Origin of the sequence: Draconibacterium mangrovi (genome assembly GCF_010586825.1) — a bacterium.
Taxonomy (GTDB): domain Bacteria; phylum Bacteroidota; class Bacteroidia; order Bacteroidales; family Prolixibacteraceae; genus Draconibacterium; species Draconibacterium mangrovi.
This window is the reverse complement of sequence record NZ_JAAAGB010000001.1, coordinates 1,307,203-1,332,029: the sequence shown is the minus strand read 5'-3', so window position 1 is coordinate 1,332,029 and position 24,827 is coordinate 1,307,203. Positions and strand designations below refer to the sequence as shown.

The 24,827-nt window shown below is 42.0% G+C and carries 20 protein-coding genes; 16 read left to right on the top strand and 4 right to left on the bottom strand.

Going from position 1 to position 24,827, the window contains the following annotated elements; all coding sequences use genetic code 11:
- Positions 1-193 precede the first annotated feature (193 nt).
- The gene (locus G4420_RS05465) at positions 194-931 is read left to right on the top strand and encodes a hypothetical protein (RefSeq protein ID WP_163322538.1); all 738 of its coding nucleotides are present in this window, start codon (positions 194-196) and stop codon (positions 929-931) included.
- 60 nt (positions 932-991) lie between these two features.
- Here the strand turns inward: G4420_RS05465 and G4420_RS05460 are convergent, their stop codons facing one another.
- Together G4420_RS05460 and G4420_RS05455 are read right to left on the bottom strand one after the other, a co-directional pair.
- A complete protein-coding gene (locus G4420_RS05460) occupies positions 992-1,921 on the bottom strand; it encodes a CPBP family intramembrane glutamic endopeptidase (protein WP_163322537.1) in 930 nt (309 codons plus the stop codon).
- A gap of 219 nt (positions 1,922-2,140) precedes the next feature.
- Positions 2,141-2,845 (bottom strand): 3-keto-disaccharide hydrolase, encoded by a 705-nt coding sequence (locus G4420_RS05455; protein WP_163322536.1) that lies wholly within the window; start codon positions 2,843-2,845, stop codon positions 2,141-2,143.
- 137 nt (positions 2,846-2,982) lie between these two features.
- Between G4420_RS05455 and G4420_RS05450 the strand changes: the two genes are divergently transcribed.
- From G4420_RS05450 to folK, 10 genes are all read left to right on the top strand, one after another.
- Positions 2,983-3,777, top strand: coding sequence for a BtpA/SgcQ family protein (locus tag G4420_RS05450; RefSeq protein WP_163322535.1), 795 nt, complete (start codon positions 2,983-2,985; stop codon positions 3,775-3,777).
- Positions 3,778-4,178: 401 nt separating this feature from the next.
- Entirely contained in the window at positions 4,179-4,493 is a 315-nt protein-coding gene (locus tag G4420_RS05445; protein ID WP_163322534.1) for an isoamylase early set domain-containing protein, read from the top strand.
- A 639-nt stretch (positions 4,494-5,132) separates the two neighbouring features.
- Positions 5,133-8,570, top strand: coding sequence for an isoleucine--tRNA ligase (gene ileS, locus G4420_RS05440; RefSeq protein ID WP_163322533.1), 3,438 nt, complete (start codon positions 5,133-5,135; stop codon positions 8,568-8,570).
- An 89-nt stretch (positions 8,571-8,659) separates the two neighbouring features.
- Positions 8,660-9,034 carry a TraR/DksA family transcriptional regulator gene (locus G4420_RS05435; RefSeq protein ID WP_045025927.1) on the top strand — a complete coding sequence of 125 codons (375 nt, stop codon included), beginning with the start codon at positions 8,660-8,662 and terminating at the stop codon, positions 9,032-9,034.
- 85 nt (positions 9,035-9,119) lie between these two features.
- Positions 9,120-9,776, top strand: coding sequence for a lipoprotein signal peptidase (locus G4420_RS05430; protein WP_163322532.1), 657 nt, complete (start codon positions 9,120-9,122; stop codon positions 9,774-9,776).
- Positions 9,777-9,982: 206 nt separating this feature from the next.
- Positions 9,983-11,455 (top strand): cysteine--tRNA ligase, encoded by a 1,473-nt coding sequence (gene cysS, locus G4420_RS05425; RefSeq protein WP_163322531.1) that lies wholly within the window; start codon positions 9,983-9,985, stop codon positions 11,453-11,455.
- Positions 11,456-11,477: 22 nt separating this feature from the next.
- Positions 11,478-12,149, top strand: coding sequence for a riboflavin synthase (locus G4420_RS05420; RefSeq protein WP_246241553.1), 672 nt, complete (start codon positions 11,478-11,480; stop codon positions 12,147-12,149).
- A 105-nt stretch (positions 12,150-12,254) separates the two neighbouring features.
- Positions 12,255-12,983 carry an SDR family NAD(P)-dependent oxidoreductase gene (locus G4420_RS05415; RefSeq protein WP_163322530.1) on the top strand — a complete coding sequence of 243 codons (729 nt, stop codon included), beginning with the start codon at positions 12,255-12,257 and terminating at the stop codon, positions 12,981-12,983.
- A gap of 2 nt (positions 12,984-12,985) precedes the next feature.
- Positions 12,986-13,339: a dihydroneopterin aldolase gene (locus G4420_RS05410; RefSeq protein ID WP_163322529.1), complete on the top strand. Its 354-nt coding sequence runs from the start codon at positions 12,986-12,988 to the stop codon at positions 13,337-13,339.
- The gene (gene folK / locus G4420_RS05405) at positions 13,336-13,719 is read left to right on the top strand and encodes a 2-amino-4-hydroxy-6-hydroxymethyldihydropteridine diphosphokinase (RefSeq protein ID WP_163322528.1); all 384 of its coding nucleotides are present in this window, start codon (positions 13,336-13,338) and stop codon (positions 13,717-13,719) included. Before G4420_RS05410 ends, folK begins: the two co-directional genes overlap by 4 nt.
- A 42-nt stretch (positions 13,720-13,761) precedes the next feature.
- On the opposite strand, the gene G4420_RS05400 is transcribed toward folK, so the two are convergent.
- The gene (locus G4420_RS05400; protein WP_163322527.1) at positions 13,762-14,529 is read right to left on the bottom strand and encodes an HAD family hydrolase; all 768 of its coding nucleotides are present in this window, start codon (positions 14,527-14,529) and stop codon (positions 13,762-13,764) included.
- A gap of 377 nt (positions 14,530-14,906) precedes the next feature.
- Here G4420_RS05400 and G4420_RS05395 point away from each other — a divergent pair, with 377 nt between their 5' ends.
- Positions 14,907-16,301 (top strand): tryptophanase, encoded by a 1,395-nt coding sequence (locus tag G4420_RS05395; protein ID WP_163322526.1) that lies wholly within the window; start codon positions 14,907-14,909, stop codon positions 16,299-16,301.
- 9 nt (positions 16,302-16,310) lie between these two features.
- On the opposite strand, the gene G4420_RS05390 is transcribed toward G4420_RS05395, so the two are convergent.
- The gene (locus G4420_RS05390; RefSeq protein ID WP_163322525.1) at positions 16,311-18,821 is read right to left on the bottom strand and encodes a LamG-like jellyroll fold domain-containing protein; all 2,511 of its coding nucleotides are present in this window, start codon (positions 18,819-18,821) and stop codon (positions 16,311-16,313) included.
- Positions 18,822-19,066: 245 nt separating this feature from the next.
- On the opposite strand from G4420_RS05390, the gene G4420_RS05385 reads away from it, so the two are divergent.
- From G4420_RS05385 to G4420_RS05370, 4 genes are read left to right on the top strand one after another with little or no spacing between them, the layout of a single operon-like run.
- Entirely contained in the window at positions 19,067-20,590 is a 1,524-nt protein-coding gene (locus G4420_RS05385; protein ID WP_163322524.1) for an SUMF1/EgtB/PvdO family nonheme iron enzyme, read from the top strand.
- A gap of 11 nt (positions 20,591-20,601) precedes the next feature.
- Positions 20,602-21,942: a Gfo/Idh/MocA family protein gene (locus G4420_RS05380; RefSeq protein ID WP_163322523.1), complete on the top strand. Its 1,341-nt coding sequence runs from the start codon at positions 20,602-20,604 to the stop codon at positions 21,940-21,942.
- Between the two features lie 8 nt (positions 21,943-21,950).
- Entirely contained in the window at positions 21,951-22,868 is a 918-nt protein-coding gene (locus G4420_RS05375; RefSeq protein ID WP_163322522.1) for a glycosyltransferase family 2 protein, read from the top strand.
- Positions 22,861-24,804 carry a tetratricopeptide repeat protein gene (locus tag G4420_RS05370; protein ID WP_163322521.1) on the top strand — a complete coding sequence of 648 codons (1,944 nt, stop codon included), beginning with the start codon at positions 22,861-22,863 and terminating at the stop codon, positions 24,802-24,804. The genes G4420_RS05375 and G4420_RS05370 overlap by 8 nt, the downstream gene beginning before the upstream one ends.
- Positions 24,805-24,827: the final 23 nt, after the last annotated feature.

Here is a 24,827-nt window from a genome sequence, read left to right as displayed (position 1 = left end):
TTACTTATCATGTTTCTAACCCTGTTAACTTCGTGCGAATATAGAGACAGAAAGGTATTAAAATAAGGCCATTCGTTAAAAGCAGCCTCCTGTTTTTCATACTAATAAACAAGTAGATGTGCATAAGTGTAAGGGCGAACACATGAATTCTCCATGCACAATCCATAACTTCGCATAAACACAAAGGAACATTATGCCATACAGACGTTTACCCACAACGGATAAAGCCAGAATACGCGCACTTAACGCAGCGCTGGCAAAGGTGATTAAGAATGAACACAAACTGGCGTTCTCGAATCATTCGGTTGAAGAACTTCAGAATGTGAAAAACACTTTTGAGAATCACCTTAAACAATACGAATTAGACACACGCCTACAGTCGGAAAATATAAAAGCGTACAAAGAAGCTTTTGATCGCGCTAAAATGTATGTTTCGCATTTTATACAGGTGCTGCAGTTTGCATCAGAACGTGGCGAGATAAACGGCGGAATTAAGTATTACGGAAACCTGGCTTCTTTTGAAGGAAAGGTGCCGCCACTAAACACCGAAGAAGATATAATTGAATGGGGCAAAATAATGGTGGAAGGCGAACAAAAGCGTAAACAAAATGGTGGGAGTGCCATTTATAATCCATCAATTGCACTGGTAAAATTTAAGGTGGAAGAATTGCACGATGCTTCGGTATTTCAACAAACCTTAAAACGAAATACCTTGCGTTCGTTCGATAAAATGCAGAAACTGCGTAAGATTACCAACGACTTTATAAGCAAACTGTGGACAGAGATTGAAGAGAGTCTTGAGGTGGAATCACCAAAAGTAAAACGTCAATTGGCGCAGGAATACGGTATTGTTTATGTATTTCGCCGTAACGAAAAGAAAAAGCTTTCGGCAGAAGAAATGCAGACCGATCTCTTATTTGAATTTGCTTAGAGAAAATTATTGTATTGATATTTTAGATCCCGGCTTGGTGAAAACTGATCCGGGATTTTTTTATAAAGGAATTTCCTTCCCTGCATTGTGTCGTTTCAGCATCAGAAGAAAGACAAATGTTAGCGCAAGACTGATTCCGGCCATGTAATAACTGTCGCTGGTAGATCCGATTTCTTCATATTGTGGATTCATCATCCCGTTATTTATAAAGTACATGGCAATTACGGCAATAGCATTATTCAGGAAATGGGCAATAATGGGCAACCACATCGAGCCGCTCCAAACCAGCATATAACCAAACAGAGCACCAAGTAAAACCCGTGGTACAAAACCATAAAACTGCATGTGCAAAGCGCTGAATAGTATGGCTGAAATCCAGATTCCCCAATGGTGACTGCGCGTCATTTTGCTAAAAATGTTCTGTACTACTCCGCGGAACAAAAGCTCTTCGCCAACTGCAGGTAGCAGAGCAATCATAAACACATTGAAAGCAAGTCCGCCAATGGTTTTTACATTTAAAAAGGCTTCGGTAATATCAGCAGCATTTTCTTCTGCATTGCGCATCCATTCTTCCACACCCGATAACCAGTCGGGGAAACTCATGTTGCTGTTTAATTCCCCGATCAGGTTAATAAGCGGAGAGGCAAAAAACATCATTACAACAACCAGAATTATGCTTTGCGAATTGAATGATTTATTGAGATAAAGGTATTTGTTTGATTTGCCATGAAATAGGTAGCCCAAAATAAACGGAGGGACGATAAAAAAGCCGATTGCCTGTACAACCTGGATGAATTTATAGAGGTTAATAATATTTTGTGGCGTTTCGGAATTTATTGCCGGAAGGTGCAAAACAGTGTTGAATCCCCAGATTGGAATGGCCACAACAAGCGATAATACAAAGAAGATTAAAATGCTGGCCACCACAACAAATGCGGCAAAAAACAATTGCGAGAAGGGTTTCAGATCTCTGAATGCAGTAAATTCCATTTTTAAAAATGTTTCGGGCAAAGATAATTTTTATTGAGAAACCTGTAGTCACTAAAAATTGGGCTTATAATAGTTGGCTCAAGTTGAAATTTGATCTTAGTTTTTTGACCCCCTAAATCCCCCGAAGGGGGACAATTCCTCTCCGTCAGATGACGGAAGGTTAGGTGGGGTCTTGATATGCATCTAATATAGCTTTTGAAAACTTCAATTAAGATGAAACTACAATTCCCTGATCTTAATATTCCGGAACATGGTTAGTCCGCCATGATCCTGCAGTCCGATATGCCCCGATTTTGCCATCCCATAGTCCGGAACTTCAGCCCACTTGCTTGCAGCTTTATTTTGCAGCCATTGGTCGGTCCAGAGTTCATATTCCACTACTTTGGTGCCGTTTAGCCAGTGCTCAACGTGGGGGCCTTTAACAATTATTCGCGTTATGTTCCACTCGTCAACCGGTTTTACCTTTGCATTTTGAGGTGGATTCATACCGTAATTGGCGCCTGAATGCTGCCAGCCTTCCAGTTCGGTTGGCCACCCTTTGTCGTCAATCAACTGGTATTCCGGGCCCGATTCGTAAATGACGTCTGTAAGTCCTTCCTGAACGTGGTAAAAAACACCCGAGTTACTTTCAGGTGATACTTTCCACTCCAGGTACAATTCAAAATTGGTGTACTGTTTTTTTGTTATAATGTCGCCGCCATGATCCGCCCCAACGCCTGAATTGTGCAATTCGCCGTTAATTACCTTCCATCCGGTAACTGCGCCTCCGTTAAAGGTTTTCCAGTTATTGGTGGTTTTGCCATCGAACAGCAATTCCCAGCCGTCCTCAATTTCTTGTTTTGTTAAGGTGTTTTCGCTTTTCTCCGTTGAACATGACAGGAATATTAGTGCATAGCAAACGAGCAAAAGGGAACTATTTTTCATCTTTTGTTTTTTTGACTTAGGTTACAGGATGTAAATGTACAAAATCAGTGGCAATCAAAACGATAAGTGAATTGTTTTTGGTGATCGGCAGAAATTCCCTCAATTCAGTTAACTTTAAGGAAACAAAATAATAAAGCGTGGAACTCAACAAATCAATAATCGGGATGGTGCATGTAAGCGCCTTGCCTGGCACTCCGAAAAACCGCCTTTCCATACCGGAAATTATTAAAGCCGCTATCAGCGACGCACAAAAGCTCGAGCAAGGTGGGGTTGATGCAATAATGATCGAGAACATGCACGACCGGCCTTATCTGAACCGTAAAGTTGGGCCCGAAATTGTGGCTGCAATGACCGCCATCGCAACAAAACTGAGGCATGAGGTTTCACATCCTCTGGGAATACAGATTTTGGCCGGAGCCAACAAACAGGCGCTGGCTGTGGCCTATGCTGCAGGTTTCGATTTTATCCGGGCCGAAGGATTTGTATTTGGGCATTTGGCCGATGAGGGAATGATGAACAGCGATGCGGCCGAACTTCTGCGCTACCGGAAACAAATCGGTGCCGACGACATAAAAATCTGGACTGATATTAAAAAGAAACACTCATCGCATGCCATTTCAGCCGATGTTTCAATTTGTGATATGGCGAAAGCTGCCGGGTTCTTTTTAGCCGACGGTGTTATTGTTACCGGAAATGCAACGGGCGAAGAAGCCTCGATAAAGGATGTGCAAGCTGTAGTTGAGGCGGTTAGGCTTCCGGTGCTGATTGGCTCCGGAATCACAGAGAGTAATATTGCCGGTTTCTGGCCGTATGCCGATGCCTTTATTGTGGGATCATCATTTAAGTACGATGGCAACTGGCAAAATGAAGTGGAATTGGAAAGGGTTCAGTCGTTTATGAGCCGGGTGAATCATCTTCGAAACAATTATTGACATTCGTTTGATTAAATTGCTTAAAATCAGTCGTGTGTGTCTGTTCGGGGCAAGGAGGATGGTGTTGGGGCATGGTCTAAAACGTCTGAAATACAATAAGATGCTAAAAAATTTTAATTTTATTTAAGTGTTAAATATCAGAATATTCTTTTTGCTGGTTGATTAATAATTAATGTTAATGCCATACATTTGATTAACAAATTGATAGAACATCATTTCCAAACCAACTTCGTACTAAAACAAATTTTAAGATTGAAAACAAGAACGATTCAGGAGAGCGTGCCGGATCGGTGATTGAAAGAAGGCTGTTGAGTTAACATCAGGCGCCGGATGCCAATTCATAAAGCATTCTCTGAAAATCAAGGCCGGGAACTGTTCTGTTTCACAAAAAACTTTGAATTATGAGTATAAAAAAACAATATTTAAAAAGTAAACCTGAGTGTAAAGTATCTTTTAGAGTAGCAAAAGAAGAAGCTCCGGATGCAGATACAATTAAAATTGTGGGTGAATTTAACGGCTGGAACGAAAGTGTTGAGCCAATGAAAAAACTGAAAAGCGGTGATTTTACACAAACGCTGAATCTGGAAACCGGTAAAACCTACCAGTTTAAATATTTAATCGACAATTCGGTTTGGGAAAACGAAAGCGAAGCCGACAGTACTGCTCCCACCGGTATTGTTGAAGGCGAATTTAATTCGGTACTCGACCTGAATTAATAGCAATCAAGAAATTAAAAACAAAGGGATCTGTAGCCAGACGAAACGATCGTTATCGCAGAACTAAGAGTGTTGTTTTGTTACGCCCGATTTCCCAAAGGGATGCAAAGCGGCAAGGTTAGCGTCACTGCAGATTGACAAAATAATTAGTCCGGACTGTCTGATCCGGGTTTCCAAAAAGGTATTCCGCAAAGCCGCTTTATCTTTCCCGGTAAAGCGGCTTTTTCTGTTGTCTGGTTTTGTGAGAGAATTAGGATTCCCTGTAACCATTTCCCCCATCCTGTTACAAAATCCCTGAATCCTGTTTAACAGGACGCCCAAAAACTTAACAGGATGAGGCAAAAGGGTAACAGGACGCCCCAAAATCCAACAGGGAAGCCAAAAAGTTAACAGGAAGCAATAAAAATGATACAGGACGCCATAAAAACTAACAGGACGGCTCAGGATGTAACAGGACACTATTAGTCAGTTAATTACAGTGCTGTGCAAACAACCCTGTAATGCTTTGTGCTGCAATGTAAATTATTTGTAATAAGCTTATTAGTCCGTTTTAATTAAGGCCTGTTTCATCCTCGCCACCCATCAAAATTTTTCTATATTTGCATGTTTTTTAAAATCAGTGGATTATAAGGTATTCTTATGAGTAATAAATTTCAGGAATATAAGCAGTTAGATTTAGCACAGATAAACAAGGATGTGCTTACGCGTTGGGAGAATGATGATACCTTTCATAAAAGTATTTCAACCCGCGAAGGGCACGAAACATTTGTATTTTACGAAGGACCGCCATCGGCCAACGGAATGCCGGGTATTCACCACGTGATGGCGCGTGCCATAAAAGATATTTTTTGCCGCTACAAAACCATGAAAGGTTTCCGTGTGCACCGTAAAGCCGGGTGGGACACGCATGGTTTGCCAGTAGAACTGAGCGTTGAAAAAGCGCTGAACATTACAAAAGACGATATAGGTAAGAAAATTACCGTTGAAGAATACAGCAATGCCTGCCGCAAAGAGGTGATGAAATATACCCGCGAGTGGGAGGAACTGACCCGCAAAATGGGATACTGGGTGAATATGGACGATCCGTATATTACCTACGAAAACCAGTATATTGAGTCGGTTTGGTGGTTGCTGAAACAAATTTATAACAAAGGCTTGTTGTACAAAGGTTACACCATTCAGCCCTACTCGCCTGCAGCCGGAACTGGATTGAGCTCGCACGAGCTAAACCAGCCGGGATGTTACCGCGATGTAAAAGATACAACAGCTATTGCCCAGTTTAAAGCTTTAAGAAACGAAAGGTCGGAGTTCCTTTTCGAAGGAGTGGAAACCGATCTTTATTTCCTCGCCTGGACGACAACTCCATGGACATTACCATCGAACACGGCACTGTGCGTGGGGCCGAACATTAAATATGTAAAAGTTCGTTCGTTTAATCCGTACACCGGCGATCCTGTAACTTTGATTCTGGCGAAAGACCTTTTCCCGGTTTATTTCAGCTCGAAAAATGCAGAGTTGGCACTGGAAGATTACAAACCGGGCGATAAAAATATTCCTTACAAAGTAATGGCCGAGTATACCGGCGAGCAGTTAAAAGGTGTTCAGTACGAACAGCTGATCGACTGGGTGAAACCTGAAGGCAAAGCTTTTGAAATAATTACCGGCGACTTTGTAACTATTGAAGATGGTACCGGAATCGTACACATTGCTCCAACTTTTGGTGCCGATGACGACCGGGTAGCAAAACAACACGGAATTTCGCCGCTGATCGTAATTGATACCGAAGGAAAACGTCAGGCTTTGGTAGACCGGAAAGGACGTTTTTACCCCACTATAGATTTGGACCCGGAGTTTGTTGAAAAGTATGTAAATACCGAAACCTATCACGAGTTTGCCGGCCGTTCGGTGAAAAACGAATACGACGACAAACTGGAAGACGATGCTTCAACTGTTGATATCGATATTTCGGTAATGCTGAAACAGCAGAACAAGGCATTCAAAATTGAGAAGCATGTTCACAGTTATCCGCACTGCTGGAGAACTGACAAGCCGGTATTGTATTACCCGCTCGATTCGTGGTTTATAAAATCAACCGCGGTGAAAGACAAAATGGTGGAGCTGAACAACACCATTAACTGGAAACCAAAGTCGACCGGAACAGGACGTTTTGGAAACTGGCTTGAAAACCTGGTTGACTGGAACCTTAGCCGCTCGCGTTTCTGGGGAACACCGCTGCCAATCTGGAGAACAGAAGATGGCTCGGAAGAAATCTGTATCGGTTCGATGGAAGAACTGATGGCGGAGATCGATAAAGCGGTTGCTGCCGGATTTATGGCGGAAAATCCATTTGCCGAATTTAAAGTTGGCGATTACGATAAAACCAACTACGAAAAGATCGACCTGCATAAATCGCATGTCGATAATATCATTTTGGTTTCACCATCAGGACAGAAAATGGAGCGCGAATCCGACCTTATCGATGTTTGGTTTGATTCGGGTGCGATGCCATTTGCACAGCGCCATTATCCTTTCGAGTGGAAAGAGAATTTTAAAGATGTATTCCCGGCCGATTTTATTGCTGAGGGGGTTGACCAAACACGTGGATGGTTTTTTACATTGCATGCCATTGCAACAATGATCGATGAATCGGTAGCGTTCAAGAATATTATCTCAAACGGACTGGTATTGGACAAAAACGGCGTGAAAATGTCGAAACGTCTGGGTAATGCTGTCGATCCGTTTGAAACCATCGATAAATACGGTTCCGATCCGTTGCGTTGGTACATGATTACCAATGCGCAGCCGTGGGATAACCTGAAATTTGATATCGAAGGTGTTGAAGAAGTAAAACGTAAGTTCTTTGGAACACTTTATAATACCTACAATTTCTTTGCATTGTATGCCAATGTCGACGGCTTTAAATATGCAGAAGAAGAAATTCCTGTAGAAGAGCGTCCGGAGATCGATCGCTGGATTATTTCGTTGTTGAACTCGCTGATTAAAGAAGTGGGCGACAGCTACGAAAACTACGAGCCAACACGCGCCGGCCGTGCCATTTCGGAGTTTGTAAGTGAAAACCTGAGTAACTGGTTTGTGCGTTTAAGTCGTAAACGTTACTGGGGTGGCGAATATTCTACCGACAAAATTTCGGCTTATCAAACGCTTTATACTTGTTTGGAAGTTGTGGCTAAATTAATGTCGCCAATCGCGCCGTTTTACGCCGACTTGCTGTACAACGATTTAAATAAAGCTACAGGAAAAGCTGATGACCAGAGCGTGCACCTGGTTGATTTCCCTGCTTATGCCGAGGAGTTGATTGACAAAGATCTGGAAGAAAAGATGGGCATTGCGCAGAAAGCTTCTTCTATGATTTTGGCATTGCGCCGAAAAGAAAAACTGAAAGTACGCCAGCCGCTCGCTAAAATTATGGTGCCGGTATTAAATCCGCACTTTAAAGAGCAATTCGAAGCCGTTTCAAATATTATTCTGGCAGAAGTAAACGTTAAAGAAGTTGAGTTCTTAACCGACACTGCCGGTGTGATCAAAAAGAAGATCAAACCGAACTTTAAAGCACTCGGCCCGAAATACGGTAAAATGATGAAACAAATTGCCGGAGCTGTAAACCAGCTGGACCAGAATGCAATTTCGGAGTTTGAAAGTACCGGCGAATACGAGTTGACAGTGGCAGAGGAGAAGATCATGTTGTCGTTGGATGATGTTGAAATTCAAACCGAAGATATTCCGGGATGGACAGTAACCACCGAAGGACAAATGACTATCGCTTTGGATATCAATGTGTCGGAAGAGCTGAAACAAGAGGGAATTGCCCGTGAATTTATCAACAAAATACAGAACTTACGAAAGGATAATGATTTTGAGGTAACCGATCGGATTAAGTTGCGTATTGCAAAACACGAAGAGTATAATGTGGCGGTTGAAAACCACAAAGAATACATTTGTACACAAACTCTTGCCGATGTGCTCGAATTGGTTGATAGCACCAATTTGGCAGAGGCCGCCGAGGTGGAGATTGACAAAGAGGTAGTAGCTAAAATTAAGATCGAAAAGGTTAGCTAAATATTTGTTAACAAGGACTGCAAATAATGGACTTTTTTATTACTTTAGGGCCTTGTTGAAAAAAGAGAGGAACTTAAAACCCACGAATTATGGGAGACAAAAACAGATATTCTGATGAAGAGTTGATGGAATTCAAAAAAATCATTCTTGATAAGCTTGAAAAAGCGCAGGAAGATTATACAATGTACAAGAATTCAATCACTCAAAGCGATGGTAATGATATTTCTGATACCTCGCCAACGTTTAAAGTATTGGAAGAGGGCGCAGCTACACTTTCTAAAGAGGAAGCTGGAAAATTAGCTCAGCGTCAGTTAAAATTTATTCAGCACTTACAAGCTGCTCTTATTCGTATCGAAAATAAAACTTATGGCGTTTGCCGGGAAACCGGCAAGTTAATAGCTAAAGAAAGATTGCGTGCAGTTCCTCATGCAACACTTAGTATTGATGCGAAACAAGGAAAATAATAAGTAAAAGAAACGAGTTGGAATTGCTCTTCGAAAATACTGATTAGAATTTTCGAAGAGCAATTCTGTTATAAAGGGTTAGCATATGTCGCGTTCCGTAAAGTCACTGATAATTATATTCTCCATTCTAATTGTCGATCAGGTTCTGAAATTCTGGATTAAGACCAACCTGTCGATCGGTGATGAGATTGTAGTGTTTAAAGATTGGTTTATCCTTCATTTTGTCGAAAATAACGGTATGGCCTTTGGTTTTGAGTTTGCCGGCGAATACGGAAAGATATTTTTAAGTGTTTTTCGTATTGTAGCGGTAATGGCTATTGGTTGGTATCTGTTTAAACTGGCCAGACAAAAAGAAGTACCTTTTGGCTTTGTGGCTTGTATTGCGCTGATTTTTGCCGGTGCTATCGGAAATATTATCGACAGCCTATTCTACGGAATAATATTTAACCACAGCTACGGGCAGGTGGCAACATTATTTCCTGCTGAAGGTGGTTACTCCAGCTTCCTGCACGGAAGAGTGGTCGACATGTTCTATTTCCCGCTACTTGAAGGTCGTTACCCAGAGTGGATACCAAGAATTGGTGGAAATCCGTTTATCTTTTTCCGACCGGTTTTTAATGTTGCCGATTCGGCCATTACCGTAGGAATCTTTTCAATTTTACTTTTCTATCGCAAGTATTTTAACAAACTGGAAGAAAGCAAAAGCGATGGTGAAGAGGCGGAAGTAGAGCAAACTGCTTAGGCATTCAGAACCTCAGGTTAATTACGATTTACCTTTCTGCAGTGGGACTGGCTAACAGTCAGAAAATCACTCATTTTGTTATACCTTTGCAAAATCATACGATTTCAGAAATATTATGAAACGAGCTAATAACTACATGGAATTAATGGAAGTCATTAAACAACGAGTTACATATGATACCGCTGAAAATGGACAATTTTAATCATATGAATCAACTTTATATTTATAATACGCTGAGCAGAAAAAAGGAAGTGTTTAAGCCACTTGTTGAAGGTCGTGTTGGTTTGTACGTATGCGGGCCAACGGTTTACAGCAACTCGCACCTTGGGCACGCACGCCCGTTTATAACTTTTGATTTGTTGTATCGTTACCTTACTTTCCTCGGAAACAAAGTTCGTTACGTGCGCAATATTACCGATGTTGGTCACCTTGAGGACGAGGTGGAAGGCGTTGGTGAAGACCGCATTGCCAAAAAGGCGCGTCTTGAGCAGTTGGAGCCAATGGAGGTGGTTCAGAAATACATGAATACTTTCCATCGTAACATGGACGATCTGAACGTTACACCGCCGAGCATCGAGCCGCGTGCGTCGGGTCATATCATCGAGCAAATTCAGGTGATAGAAGGTATTCTGAAAAACGGATACGCTTACGAAGCAAACGGATCGGTTTATTTTGATGTAGAGAAATACAACAACGATTACAAATACGGAAAACTTTCCGGCCGTAATCTGGATGATATAAAAACCAACACCCGCAAATTAGACGGGCAGGATGAAAAGAAAAACTCCTTTGATTTTGCTTTGTGGAAGAAAGCGGCGCCTGAGCATATTATGCGCTGGCCTTCACGCTGGAGTGATGGTTTTCCGGGCTGGCACCTCGAGTGTTCAGCAATGAGTACAAAATATTTAGGCGAGCAGTTTGATATTCACGGTGGAGGAATGGATTTAACATTCCCGCATCACGAATGTGAGATTGCACAAAATACAGCTTGTCGCGGAACGGAATCAGTGCGTTACTGGATGCACAATAACATGATCACCATTAACGGGCAGAAAATGGCGCGTTCGCTGGGTAACTTTATCACCCTGGATGAGTTGTTTACCGGCTCGCACGAAATTCTGGTGCAGGCTTATTCGCCAATGACCATCCGCTTCTTTATTTTGCAGGCGCATTATCGCAGCACCATCGATTTCTCGAATGAAGCTTTACAAGCCTCTGAAAAAGGTTTGGAGCGTTTGATGTCTGCCTTAAAAACATTGGGCGAATTAGCTGCATCTGAAGCATCAACAGTTGATATTACATCCTTAAAAGAGAAATGTTTTGCGGCGCTAAGCGACGATTTGAACAGCCCGATTGCCATTGCTCACCTTTTTGATGGCGTTAAAATAATCAACTCGATAAAAGCCGGAACCGAGAAAATTTCAGCAGCTGATTTGGAGGATTTGAAAGCCTTTTACAACGCGGTGGTTTTTGATGTGCTCGGATTAAAAGAAGAAGGCGAAGCAGGCAGCAGTAGCAACGAAGTTTTGGGAGGAGCTGTTGAGTTACTCATTAACTTGAGAAAAGACGCTAAAGCCAATAAAGACTGGGGAACTGCCGATAAAATTCGTGATGAGTTAAATGCGATTGGCATTGAGTTGAAAGACACCAAAGACGGTGTTGAGTGGAGTGTAAAATAATTGTAGAATGGTGAGTTGATTAATGACTGATGAAGAAAAACAAAAGTCGTTAATCGAAATTCGCAAATCAAAATATAAAGCTATGTTTTCAGGAATTGTAGAAGAATACGGAACTGTAGTAGCCGTGGAGAAAGATCAGGAGAATGTACATTTTACCCTGACCTGTTCGTTTGCCGACGAGCTGAAAGTTGACCAGAGTTTATCGCACAACGGTGTGTGTTTAACCGTTGTTTGGGTAGATAAAGCCGAAAAGAAATACAAAGTTACTGCGATTAAAGAAACGCTTATTAAGTCGAATCTTGGCTTGCTCGAAGTAGGTTCGAAAGTGAACCTGGAACGCAGCATGATGATGAATGGCCGTTTGGATGGCCATATTGTTCAGGGGCACGTTGACCAAACAGCAGAGTGTGTAAAAATTGAAGAGGCCGATGGAAGCTGGTATTACACTTTCGAATACGAGTTCGACGTAGATAAAGCCAAACAAGGTTATATGACCGTTGAAAAAGGATCGGTAACAGTTAATGGTGTAAGCCTTACCGTAGTTAACTCAAAAGACAATTCTTTCCAGGTGGCTATCATCCCTTTTACGCAGGAAGTTACCAATTTCCACACATTTGAAGTCGGATCGGTTATCAATCTTGAGTTTGATATTATCGGGAAATACCTGAGTAAATTAAATTCGTACAGCAAATAGAAAAACCATTTAGTGTTTTTGAAAAGGTCCGTTATGCGGGCCTTTTTTTGTGAACATAAGTCTGGTCATCCTGTTCTTATTAGAAAAAATAACTAACTTTTCAGAATGATTCGAACAGCATTAATAACCGGAGCATCAAAACGTATCGGGCGATCGTTAACAGAACACTTGGCCGAAAAAGGATGGAATGTTGTGGTACATTATAATTCTTCGGCAAAAGAGGCCAATGAGCTGGTTGAAGAACTTAAGAAAAAATATCCTGATCAGGAATTCCGGGCAGAGCAAGCCAACCTTGCGGAAACAGATAAGGTAGTTGCATTGATACCCAAACTGGCTGCCCGAAACATTAAAGTTGATCTGTTGGTAAATAATGCTTCTGTATTCGATCGTGGCTACCTGAAAGGCACCTCAGTTGAGCTTTTTGATTCGCAGATGGATGTCAACCTAAAAGCTCCGTTTTTCCTTATCCGCGACTTCGCCAATTATTTCAAATCAGGCAACATCATTAATTTTGTTGACACACGAATAACATCAAATGTTTCCAATTTTGCGGCTTATTCCATTTCAAAAAAAGCACTTTGGGAGCTCACAAAGATGGCGGCTTTGGAATTTGCTCCCGATATTAGAGTTAATGCCATTGCACCGGGTGTTACCTTGCCTCCGGAAGACGAGGATGAAGATTACCTGGATAAGCTGGCACAGGGCATCCCGATGAAAAAACCGGGAGGAGTGGAACCGATTTTGAAAAGTTTGGATTATATTTTGGAAAATGATCACCTTACCGGGCAATTGCTGTTTGCCGATGGTGGCGAAAACCTTGGAAAAAACCTTTAAATATGGCTAAAATACGCGTAAAAGATCTGCTAATCAGAACCTACATCGGATTTAATCCTGATGAATTGGTGAATAAACAAGATGTGGTAATCAATCTTGAGATTGAAACTGATATTCCGGAATCAGCTTTGGAATCGGACGAACCCGAAGACATTTTCAACTATAAAGTAATCACCAAAAAAATAATTACTCTCGTTCAGGAGGGGCGTTTCAAATTGCTGGAAGTGCTCACCAAGCGTATTCTAGATACAATAATGGAAGACGAAAAAGTAAAGTGGGCCCGCGTTGAAGTGGATAAACCACATGCCTTGCGTTTTGCCGAATCGGTATCGATGGAAATGGAGGCCAGGCGATGAACACGGTAATTATCGGCATCGGCTCGAACATTAATGCAGATGAGAATATTGCCAAAATGCTTGAAATACTGGAACGAGAGGTGGCGGTACTTGAGGTTTCTTCTATGATTAAAACCAAACCAATTGGAATTGAAGACCAACCCGATTTTACCAACGGGGCAGTAAAAATCAGCACAGATTTAGACAAGTCGTCGCTGAAAAAGTTACTCAAACAAATTGAAGACCGGATGGGTCGCGACCGAACGGGGCCTAAATTCGGACCACGTTGTATCGATTTGGATATTGCGGTGTGGAACGGCGAGGTTGTGGATGAAGATTATTATACGCGCGACTTTTTGCGTAAAAGTGTGCAGGAGCTGGGTGGAGTAACAAAAGAGTAAGGTCAAACCACCAGTATGCTCCGGCAGTTTGACCTTCCGCTATTATTTTTTATTCTTTAGAAACAGTTCGTTTAAACCTGAAATTCCGCCAACTTCTTCAAGATCGGTAACCACAAAATCGGCACCGCTTTCGGCCAGTTCCTTCTCGTTGTCTTCGCGGGCGATACCAAGTGTTAAGCCAAATTGTCCTTTTGCTCCGGCCTGAACTCCCGAAACAGCATCTTCAACAACAATAGCTTTTGCCGGAGTCGATTTCAGCATATCGCAGGCTGCGGTAAAAATATCGGGTTCCGGTTTGCCGTGTAATCCCAACTCTGCCGAAACAACACCGTCAACACGGGCGCCAAACATCTTTAACATGTCAACAGCTTCCAAAACCGGTGCACAGTTTTTACTCGATGATGCAACACCCAGTTTTATACCCGCTTCTTTCAGGTCGTTTAGCATTTGTGCTGTCGATTTGTATACCTCAATGCCATCTCGTGCAATTACTTCGTTAAAAGCTTCGTTTTTTCGGTTCCCCAATCCACAAACTGTTTCTATACCGGGTGCGTCAGAAGGATCGCCAAATTCAATGCTGATATTTCGCGACTCCAGAAACGACGCTACACCTTTGTAACGTGGTTTCCCATCAACAAAAGCCAGGTAATCACTTTGTGTAAATTCTTTAAAAGTTTCCCCTGTTTCTTCAGCGTGTTTTTGCAGGTATTCGTCGAACATTTTCTTCCATGCTGCGGCGTGCGTGATGGCGGTTTTGGTTATCACACCGTCCATGTCGAAAATAACTGCTTCAAATGCTAAGTCTCCCATTTTCAATTTCTTTTTCTTATTTGCCGCAAAATTAGGCATTTATTACAGACAAGGATTTAAAATTGGTTAAAACTGATATTTATCGTGTTGCAAATCGGTTCAAGCGCATTAAATTTGTAGTGTAGAAAAATCACAAGGTCATGATTAAATTTTTAATGGCTATCTACCTCCACAACCGAAGTTTCCTGAATATCAAAAACAGGGACGCTTACGCGATTCTGTAATTCTTTGTTTACGTCATGCTGAACTTGTTTCAGCATCTTTAAGATGAGATTCCGAATCAAGTTCGGAATGACGTCCTATATCATTTCAGTATTATTTCGGATAGATTTTTCCTTGAGTATTAAAATGAAAATCTGTCCATCAAAAAAAGAATTATGGAATTACCATTTGCAGAATCATATAAAATTAAGATGGTGGAACCCATCTATAAAAGTACGCGTGAACAGCGTGAAGAGTGGATAAAAAAAGCGAATTACAACCTTTTTAATTTAAGAAGCGAGCAGGTTTTTATTGATTTGCTGACCGACAGCGGAACGGGCTCCATGAGCCAAAATCAGTGGGCTGCAATTATGACGGGCGATGAAAGTTACGCGGGATCATCGTCGTATTATCATTTAAAAGATGCAATAAAAAGTATCCTGGGTTTTGATTACTTTTTGCCAACTCACCAGGGGCGCGCTGCCGAAAATGTTTTGTTTTCGGTGCTGGTAAAAGAAGATGATGTGGTGCCTGGGAACAGTCATTTTGATACCACAAAAGGTCATATTGAATACCGGAAAGCATCGGCGGTTGATTGTACAATCGACGAGGCTTTTGATACTGAATCGTTGCATCCGTTTAAGGGTAATATCGATTTGGAGAAGCTGGAGGCCGTGTATTCAACACATTCGGCGGAGCAAATTCCGATGGTTATTGTAACGCTAACCTGCAACACTTCAGGTGGGCAGCCGGTATCTATGCAAAATCTGCGAGATGTGCATGCCTTGTCGAAAAAATACGGAATAAAAGTGGTGTTCGATTCTGCGCGTTTTGCCGAAAATGCCTGGTTTATTCAGCAACGCGAAGATGAATACCGCAACAGCACGATCAAAGAAATTGTGTCTGAAATGTTTTCGTACGCTGATGCTATGACCATGAGCAGTAAAAAAGACGGCATTGTAAATATTGGCGGATTTATTGCCATGAAAGACGAAGAACTGTTAAAACAGGCTTCGGTTTTTAATATCATGTTTGAAGGTTTTAACACCTATGGCGGAATGGCCGGACGAGATATGAATGCACTTGCCGTTGGTCTGGATGAGGTTACAACCGGATATTATTTGGAAAACCGGATTCAGCAGGTGGCCTATTTAGGAAACCGTTTAATCGAATGGGGAATTCCGGTGCAGAAACCTATTGGCGGTCATGCTGTTTTTGTTGATGCGAAGAAATTTTTGGGACATGTTCCGAAAGAAGAATATATCGCACAAACACTGGCAATTGAGTTGTATATTGAGGCAGGTGTTCGAGGCGTAGAAGTAGGAACATTGCTGGCAGACCGTGACCCAAAAACGCGCGAAAACCGCTATCCAAAACTGGAAATGCTGCGTTTGGCAATTCCGCGCCGTACTTACACCAATAATCACATGGATGTAGTTGCGGTAGCGTTAAAAAATATCTTCGATCGTCGTGAAGAGATTGATCACGGTTACCGCATTAAAAAGGAAGCGCCAATAATGCGCCACTTTTCTGTGGAATTGGAACATGCCGAAAAAGTGCGTAAGAAATAAGCCGGTTTATTATAATTGATCGGCGTAATGATGGGTGAATTCTTTAAAGCTTAAAGCATAGGATTCACCCATTGCTTTTTCATATTTTGAACGGAACGACTCGAAATTGAACTTCGCCAAATGCGAGTTATTTGCTTTTTGTAAGGCCCATATTTGCAGGTATAGCGCTTCTTCGTTCAGGTCGTCGTAATCCAAAATTCGCTGTGATACCTTTTCAACTTCTTTAGTTTTGTTCTCCTTTTTATAATCCGAAGCCAGTTTTAACAGGTTGTCAATTACCTGGTTCCCGGTAAATCCTCTCACTTCATCAAGCCATAACCAGTCCACTCCTTTTAAAAGCCGGCCTTTTTTTACCAGATGGAAAAACAACTGCAACTGTTGCCGCGACATTCCTTCCGGAATTTTACAAAGTTGAAAAGCCTCCACGTAGTCGCAAAAAAAGTCTTCCGAAAGATTTAAATGCAAATAACCATTCTGAGAGGTAATTTCAACCTTTTTGAAATGTGCCAGAATTTTGCGCAATTTGTTGAGTGTAACAGCGCGGTTGTTGGCCACTTTTTTGTCTTCAATTCCGTACCACAGCGTTTCGTTAACATCAGGAATAGGCGCTCCAATTCCATTCTTCATACTATGGATGAGTGTAAAAATGAACAGCTCGCGCACTTTGGGAGTGAATAGATCGGTAACATCTTCGTTTTTGTTATTAATTGCCTTGAATTCTCCAAAAAGCTGAATCTGATTTTTTGTTGGCGTTTCAGGTTTGTTGATTAATATCGAATGTTTTCGTGCATTCATTTTCCGTAGCAGAACAAAAATCAACACCAGGAAAACAAAAGCGATGGATCCCAGAATTGCAACAATTGTTTTGGTAGACAGTAGCGTGGCCGGGGCTTCTGTCGTTTGGTAAGTGATCTCTTCGTCGAGTGCCAGCCGGTTAATTTCTTCGTTACCCAGTGGGCGGTTCCAAATGTACAGGTTGTCGATATATCCTCTAAGACTGGCTCCGCCGGAAAGGGCACTCCCAATAAAAATATCATTGGTGCCTGAATAGGGTGGATGGCCGTCTGAACCACCAACATACTGACCGTTAACAAAAATCGCTTGTTGTCCTGTTTCCAAAATATAGCGCCAGGTGAGGTGGTACCATTTGTTGGTTTCCAGCAGTTCGTCCGACATAAAATCGTTGGCCCAAAGTCCGAAATACGGATGCCCCGAGCGCAATACCAGGTGAAGTCCTCTTCTGTATCCTGTTTCGTCATTTCCGAGAATTGCATTATCTCCGAATTCCAGAATGTCAATAAATTTTACAAAACAGCTAATTGTAAAACTACTGTTAGGCAGTCCATACAGCTCGGGATGACCAAGGTTAACGTTGGCATTTTCTGGCAAACGAAGTACGTTTCCACGGTCAATGTCCTGACTAAAGGTAAAGCCGTTTCCGTCAAAAGTACGTTCGAGGTTCACCACGTCCGCCAGTTCGTTCTCGAAATGAAAACTGGCCATTAAACCCCGGTTAAGATCTAGCGGAGTTGCCAGTATTGAATATTGTTCGGGTTTTAGCATTTCGGCAGTGATGGTAAGTTGCGAAGGTGTTAAACTAAAACCCGGAACAAACGGCGTTAATATCATTTCTTCGCCACCACGAATGGGAAAACTGAATTTCCCGCCGGTAATCAACGTTTCAGCATTTTTCCAGAAAACGCGATCAAAGTTTTTTCCAACTGTTCGTACCTGCCCTTTTACTGCTTCAAAAGAATTCAGTTGTTCAATGATAAATCCAAAATTGTAGATGCTTCTTTCAACAAAAAGGAAATTAGGTTTCTTACCGTATTTTGTCCAGCTTTCGAGTAAAAAGTTAATGTACTCAGGAAACAGGTTTCGGTTTACCTGTGATGTCGAGACACCGGTTGGTAAACGATCGAAATTACTGATTTTGAAAAGCTCTTTATTGATGTTCGATTCCCGTTTTAGGATAGCAGAGTTTGGTGTGATTTGACTGGCTCCAATCTCAAGCGCATAATTGGATGTTTTATGCAAAATCCGGCTTTCGTTTTCTATGTCTCCGTCAACAAAAAAAATCACTCTGCGGTTGGCCTGTACCAAATATTCTATCGATGGCCATCGTTCGCCCTGTGGTAAATAAAATATCTGATCGGATAGGCTACTCACATTAATTACTGAATCGAGCACATGAACATTCCCCGAAAAATTGATAAAAACAGGAATGACCTTTGATTCTTCCTCTTCCAGTAACAATTCTATTTTTTCCAGAATATCTGAAAATGGAACAACACTGTTTTGTAAACTGATTCCATTTTTATCTGAATTGACAGCCAGTTCTATTCCTGTCCAGTTGTTTACTTTTATAAAGTCGAAAAGTCGGTTGTTTTGGTATTCGGCTGGTGTTAACTGCCCTATCAAAAAGGAGTTGTCGGCAAAATCATTGGCTTTGCCAGGCAAACAAAAGGCAACTCCGGCATAAAGCAATAAGAATAGCTTCAATTTAATCCAATATGGCATCTTATATTTTCTTCTGGCTGGTATGATAATGTCCTTAATTTGATATTATTTTCAGCCCAAATATATTAAAATATGCGTAAAATTATATTTTTTAATTAAAAATTATATTTTACAAAATACTTTTTAATCAATATGTTACAAAATAAATTAAGATGAAATTAAGACGTCGCTAAGACACATTTAGCACAAATATTAAGAAGCAACTAATTGTGCGCGCGTATTATTGCCGTCCAAATTGACGACGAATGACTGATAAGACGATTAAACGCAAACACTACATGCTGTTTATTGCGGGAGGACTGAGTGTTATACTCTTTTTGCTGTTATTTAATAAGACAGTAGATTATACTTCAACAAACGATTTTTGTAATTCATGTCATGTTCACGAACATGCTGAAACAAGCTGGAAACTATCCGTTCATCATAATACCTCCAGTGGTGTTTCTATCAATTGTGTTGATTGTCATTTACCACCTGAAGATCAAACCACACGTTTTATAACCCGAAAAGCTTATCACGGATTTCATGATTTATACGCTTACCTGACTTTGGACCCGGAAGAGATTGATTGGGCAGCTAAACGATCGGTTGAATCTTCAAAACATTTTGTTTACGAAGATGGGTGTTTGAAATGTCATACTAATATGTTTCCATCAACACTGAATGAGCAGGGCTCCCTGCAACATATAAAATATATTCGCGATCCGGAGAATAACTCATGTATGCAGTGCCACCATGATGTTGGTCATTACCGCGGCGAAACTAACTTGCTGGCTGGATTGGAAGAAACGGTAGATCCGACAGAAATCTATACTGAGCCTGCAAAAGTAAACGCTTTTGAAACATTTGAGGAACAATTACCGGGAACAGCGGTATCGTTTAAAATGGTTGCCATTCCCGGTGGCCAGTTTAAAATGGGAAGCACGGCTGATGAACCTTACCGCGAAAGAGATGAAGGTCCGGTTCGCGATGTGGAAGTGAGTAATTTCTGGATGGCAGAAATTGAAGTTTCGTGGAATGAATACCTGGCCTTCTTTACCGCTACCGGCTCGCAGGGAAGAAAAGAAGCTGTAGAAATTGATGAAGAAACCGATGGCGTTTCAGGTGCAACACCGCCTTGGGGTGCACCTGACCAAGGATGGGGAAAAGGAACACGTCCGGCCATCACTATGAGTCATCATGCTGCCGAAACTTATTGTAGGTGGCTGACTCAGGAAACAGGTAGAAAATATCGTCTGCCAACAGAAGCAGAGTGGGAATACGCAGCACGTGGAGGAACACAGATGCCTTATTTCTTCGAGGGATCGCCTAAAGATTTTGAAGCCGATGGATTTATCAAAAGATTATTTGGCAGCAATAAAGAAGTGATCAACCAGTATGTTATATCGCAATTAAACAGTCCGAATAAAACTCAGCAGCCCGATGCCGTTGAGGCCAATCCTTTTGGGTTAAAAAATATGTTGGGTAATGTGGCTGAATTTTGCCTCGATTATTACGATCCGCAGGTATATGGTAAATACCCAAAAGGAGTAGTGAAAAATCCGAGAGGCCCACGAACAGGAATGGAACATGTGGTTCGTGGAGGTTCATTCCGCAACTCGCCAAAAGACTTGCGTGTGGCTGCCCGCGATTTCACCCAAACCGACGCCTGGTTAGTAACCGATCCACAAATTCCAAAAAGTATTTGGTGGTATTCTGATACCAAAAGTGTTGGTTTCAGAGTGGTTTGCGAGTTCAATGAAGAAATGTTTACAACAGAAAAAAATTAAAACAAAATATAATGAGTAAAGATCAACTATCACGCAGGAATTTTCTGGAGAAATCAGCATTAATCGGTGCTGCCGGAGTAATTGGTTTAAATGCACTGAGTTCTTGTAAAAAAACAACAAAAGAGGTTGATTATGAATTTCCCCCGTTACTTGATCAGGCTCCCGATGGTAAGGACCTGAAAGTAGGATTGGTAGGCTGTGGAAACAGGGGAACCGGCGCTGCATTGAACTTTTTGGCAGCAGGGCACGGTTTACATCTGGTAGCACTTGCCGATGTTTTTGAAGATAAGGTTTGGGATTGCCGCGATAAATTGTTAAAACAACGCGTTGAAGTGCCGGAAGCCAATTGTTTTTGGGGATTCGATGCTTATAAAAGTTTGCTGGATGTGGATTTGGATGTGGTAATTTTGGCTACACCTCCGCATTTTCGCCCAATGCATTTTGATGCTGCGGTGCAGGCAAAAAAACATGTATTTCTGGAAAAACCTGTTTGTGTTGATCCGGTTGGAGCGCGCCAGATAATGGCCACTTCTAAAAAAGCCGAGAGCATGGGTTTGTCGGTAATTACCGGAACACAACGTCGCCACAGCCGCGATTACCTGGAAACTTACCGCCAGGTGGCATCAGGAGCTATCGGCGATTTGGTGTCTGCCAAAGCCTATTGGTTGCAGTCGCACGTTTGGTTCCGTACCCGCGAAGAAGGTTGGAGCGATATGGAATACATGCTACGTAACTGGAACAGCTTCTGTTGGTTGGGTGGCGATCATATTCTGGATACGCACGTACACAACATCGATATTGTAAACTGGTTTATGGGAAAAACTCCCGAATCAGCTATCGGATTTGGCGGACGTCATCGTAGATTAACAGGTGACCAGTACGATTTCTTTAGCATTGATTTTGACTTTGGAAATGGTATTTCATCACACAGTTTTTCACGTCAGATTGATGGTTGTGCAAACCAACTTGGCGAGGTGATTATGGGAACCGAAGGTTACACCAACTGTAAAAACACGGTCTTCAACCACGATGGTTCGGTGAAATGGACTTACGAATATCCAAAAAATAAGGATGGCCGTTCTACCGGAGTTGTGGCGGTTTCTCCATACGTACAGGAGCATATTCACCTGGTAACTTCTATCCGTACAAACAAGCCGGTGGTAGAGGCATTCCGTACTGCTGAGTCTACATTAACAGCGGTTATGGGACGAACAGCTGCTTACACCGGGCAAAAAGTAACCTGGGAAGAAATGATGACTTCGAACGAAAAGCTGGGGCCGGATAAGTACGAAATGGGGTCGGTTGATATGGAATTCCCGGTACCGCTGCAAGGGACTCAACATAAAGCATAAAGCATACCATGAAACTATCCGTTGTTATACCATTATTTAACGAAAGCGACGTTTTATCGCTGCTGATAAACGAAGTGCACCATAACCTGATGACTTTGGGTGAAGCTTTCGAAGTGGTGTGTGTTGACGACGGAAGTGCCGACGATACGCTTCAACAGCTTCTTGAAATGAAATCGAGGAAGCCGGAGTTAAAAGTAATATCGTTATCACGGAATTTTGGATTGCAGGCCGCCATTGCTGCCGGTTTGGAATACACTAAAGGCGAGTATGTAGTAGTGATGGATGGTGATATGCAGGATCCGCCGGAGCTGATAAAAGAGCTTTTCGAAAAAGTAAGTGCCACCAAAGGCGATGTGGTTTCGGCTGTGCGTTCGGAGCGTGGCGAAAAGTTCAGCAAGCGCTTTTACATCAATGTATTTCATAAAATTTTCCGGAATATTTCGGAAGAACAGCAGCTGGAACAGGCGGGTAACTTTTGTATTATGAGCCGCCGGGCTGTTTCGGCCATATTAAAATTTACCGAGCAGAACCGTTATTTCCCGGGCATCCGCAATTTTATCGGTTTTCAGCACGATACAATTGTTTACGATCGTCCGGATAGAGCCGAAGGCATTGCTAAAATGACCAGTAAAAAATTGTTTGCTTTGGCTGCCGATGCCATTTATTCGTTCTCGAAGTGGCCCATAAAACTGTGTTTGTATTTGGGCTTGCTGGGCGTGGTAGTTTTTCTGCTGGCCATTGTTTATACCTTGATCTCAAAGTTGGCACATTTCGCACCAACCGGTTGGTCATCAACCTTTTTGGTCATCAGTTTTTTTGGCTCGGTGCAGCTTACTTTTTTGGGCCTTATTGGCGAATACATTTACCGCATTTACAAAGAGGTGCAAAAGCGCCCGGTTTACCTGGTAAAAGAGGTTTATGAATAAATTAACCGACATATTAACTGCACGCAATGTGTTTTGCATCAGCTTGTTTGTTGCTGCTGCGATCTTGCTGTCGTTAGCGCCAAAGGCGGCTGTTAATGTCGATGAAATGTTGCATTACCCGCACGCCAAACGGGTGGTAAACTGGTATTACACCGGTGGCGAAGATGCATCGTGCCTTGATACTCCTGTTGACAACCTGAAATATTACGGTCAGTCGGTTGATAACCTCACTGCACTGATCAACCGTGTATTCTCCATCGAAAATGAATTTCTGACTCGACATTTTACGGGAGCTGTATTTTTCTTCCTTCTACTGCTTTTTGCCGGTTTATTGGGAAAAGAAATAAGCAATTCATACTGGGTGGCAGCAACCGTAGTTTTATCGCTGATGCTCACGCCACGTTTGTTTGGTCAGGCATTTGGCAACTTAAAAGATGTTCCGTTTGCAGCCGGTTATATGGCAGGCATTTACTTCATAATAAAATACTTAAAACAATTTCCGAAAGTGAGCTGGAAAACCGTGACCGGTCTTGGACTGGCCATCGCTTTTACCTGTTCGGTGCGGATTGGCGGGTTAATTCTTTTTGCCTACCTCGGATTGGGAATTGTGGTTATCGTTCTTTCGAAGCCTTTTTTACTTAAATATATCGTTTCAACTAAATCTTGTTTTGTAAGGTTAATGGGCCAGTGGCTGGTAATAGTATTTGCAGGTTATTTCCTCGGACTATTATTCTGGCCCTATTCCTTGCAGGACGTTGTGCGCCATCCGTTCGAAAGTTTATCGGTAATGGAGCACTACAAAATCAGCATCAAACAGTTGTTCGAAGGCGAGGTAATCTGGAGTTCATCGCTGCCATGGCATTACCTGATAAAATGGATTTTAATAGCAACACCCGAGTTTATCTTGCTCGGGGCTCTATACTTCATAGCCTTTTTAACCTATAAGTTTTCTAAACCGTTAAGCGAACAACTCAGTATAGAGTTGTTCGTCTTTTTTACGCTGCTTTTCCCGGTGGTGTATGTAATTGTTATCGGATCGAACTTGTACAGCGGTATGCGGCAAATGTTATTTGTGGTTCCGGTGATGGTTATTTTGGCCGTTAGTGGAGTGTTTCAGTTCATAAAATCTGACATTAGCAAGAAGGTGAAAATTCCGGCTATCGCGCTGTTTTTTGTGTTGATGATTTTGCCTTTTCAACACCAGGCGAAAACTTTTCCGGCAGATTATATCTATTTCAACGCCATTTCAGGAGGAAATAAAACGGCTTGGAGTAATTACGAATACGACTATTATTTCCACGGGATGAAGGAAGCGACTGATTATTTGATCTCCGAAATTGGTGAAAAAGAAGCCACAGTAGCGATGAATTGCCAGTTGCCCAATTATTTCGAAAAGTTACCCAACATCGATTTTCAATACACACGTTACCTCGAACGCAGTTCGGTAGATTGGGATTATGCATTGTTTGGGGTTAATTATATTCATCCGTATTTGCTGAAGAATGACACCTGGCAATCGACGCGGATTGTAAAGACTTTCTACCACAAAGGCAATCCGCTGGTGGTACTTTTGGAAAGGCAATCGAAGGATGATTTTAAAGGAATCGACCTTTTGAAACACCGGAAATGGGACGAAGCCGAGGTATTATTAAATAAGGAACTGGAAACAGACCCCAATAATGTTTGGATGTTTGTAAATTTGGCGAATTTGAAACTGGCGCAACGCAAGTATGCTGAGCTTGACCAATTATTGGAAAAAGGCAGGACAATACATCCTTACTACGAACCGTTGTATCTGCTCGAGGCGCAAAAATTATTCGATCAGGGAAAGTTTGACGAAAGTTATGCGGTTTTGGAAGAGCTAATAGCAGTGAATCCGCGCTACAAAAATGCGGCACCACTATTGAAGAGAGTGAAAGAGAAATTAAATAAGTAATACAAATATTAAAATTTAGAGAA

Coding starts and splice junctions, on each gene's coding strand:
- G4420_RS05465 (WP_163322538.1), top strand. CDS start 194: ATGCCATACAGACGTTTACCCACAACGGATAAAGCCAGAATACGCGCA.
- G4420_RS05460 (WP_163322537.1), bottom strand. CDS start 1,921: ATGGAATTTACTGCATTCAGAGATCTGAAACCCTTCTCGCAATTGTTT.
- G4420_RS05455 (WP_163322536.1), bottom strand. CDS start 2,845: ATGAAAAATAGTTCCCTTTTGCTCGTTTGCTATGCACTAATATTCCTG.
- G4420_RS05445 (WP_163322534.1), top strand. CDS start 4,179: ATGAGTATAAAAAAACAATATTTAAAAAGTAAACCTGAGTGTAAAGTA.
- ileS (WP_163322533.1), top strand. CDS start 5,133: ATGAGTAATAAATTTCAGGAATATAAGCAGTTAGATTTAGCACAGATA.
- G4420_RS05435 (WP_045025927.1), top strand. CDS start 8,660: ATGGGAGACAAAAACAGATATTCTGATGAAGAGTTGATGGAATTCAAA.
- G4420_RS05430 (WP_163322532.1), top strand. CDS start 9,120: ATGTCGCGTTCCGTAAAGTCACTGATAATTATATTCTCCATTCTAATT.
- cysS (WP_163322531.1), top strand. CDS start 9,983: ATGAATCAACTTTATATTTATAATACGCTGAGCAGAAAAAAGGAAGTG.
- G4420_RS05420 (WP_246241553.1), top strand. CDS start 11,478: ATGACTGATGAAGAAAAACAAAAGTCGTTAATCGAAATTCGCAAATCA.
- G4420_RS05415 (WP_163322530.1), top strand. CDS start 12,255: ATGATTCGAACAGCATTAATAACCGGAGCATCAAAACGTATCGGGCGA.
- G4420_RS05410 (WP_163322529.1), top strand. CDS start 12,986: ATGGCTAAAATACGCGTAAAAGATCTGCTAATCAGAACCTACATCGGA.
- folK (WP_163322528.1), top strand. CDS start 13,336: ATGAACACGGTAATTATCGGCATCGGCTCGAACATTAATGCAGATGAG.
- G4420_RS05400 (WP_163322527.1), bottom strand. CDS start 14,529: ATGGGAGACTTAGCATTTGAAGCAGTTATTTTCGACATGGACGGTGTG.
- G4420_RS05395 (WP_163322526.1), top strand. CDS start 14,907: ATGGAATTACCATTTGCAGAATCATATAAAATTAAGATGGTGGAACCC.
- G4420_RS05390 (WP_163322525.1), bottom strand. CDS start 18,821: ATGCCATATTGGATTAAATTGAAGCTATTCTTATTGCTTTATGCCGGA.
- G4420_RS05385 (WP_163322524.1), top strand. CDS start 19,067: ATGACTGATAAGACGATTAAACGCAAACACTACATGCTGTTTATTGCG.
- G4420_RS05380 (WP_163322523.1), top strand. CDS start 20,602: ATGAGTAAAGATCAACTATCACGCAGGAATTTTCTGGAGAAATCAGCA.
- G4420_RS05375 (WP_163322522.1), top strand. CDS start 21,951: ATGAAACTATCCGTTGTTATACCATTATTTAACGAAAGCGACGTTTTA.
- G4420_RS05370 (WP_163322521.1), top strand. CDS start 22,861: ATGAATAAATTAACCGACATATTAACTGCACGCAATGTGTTTTGCATC.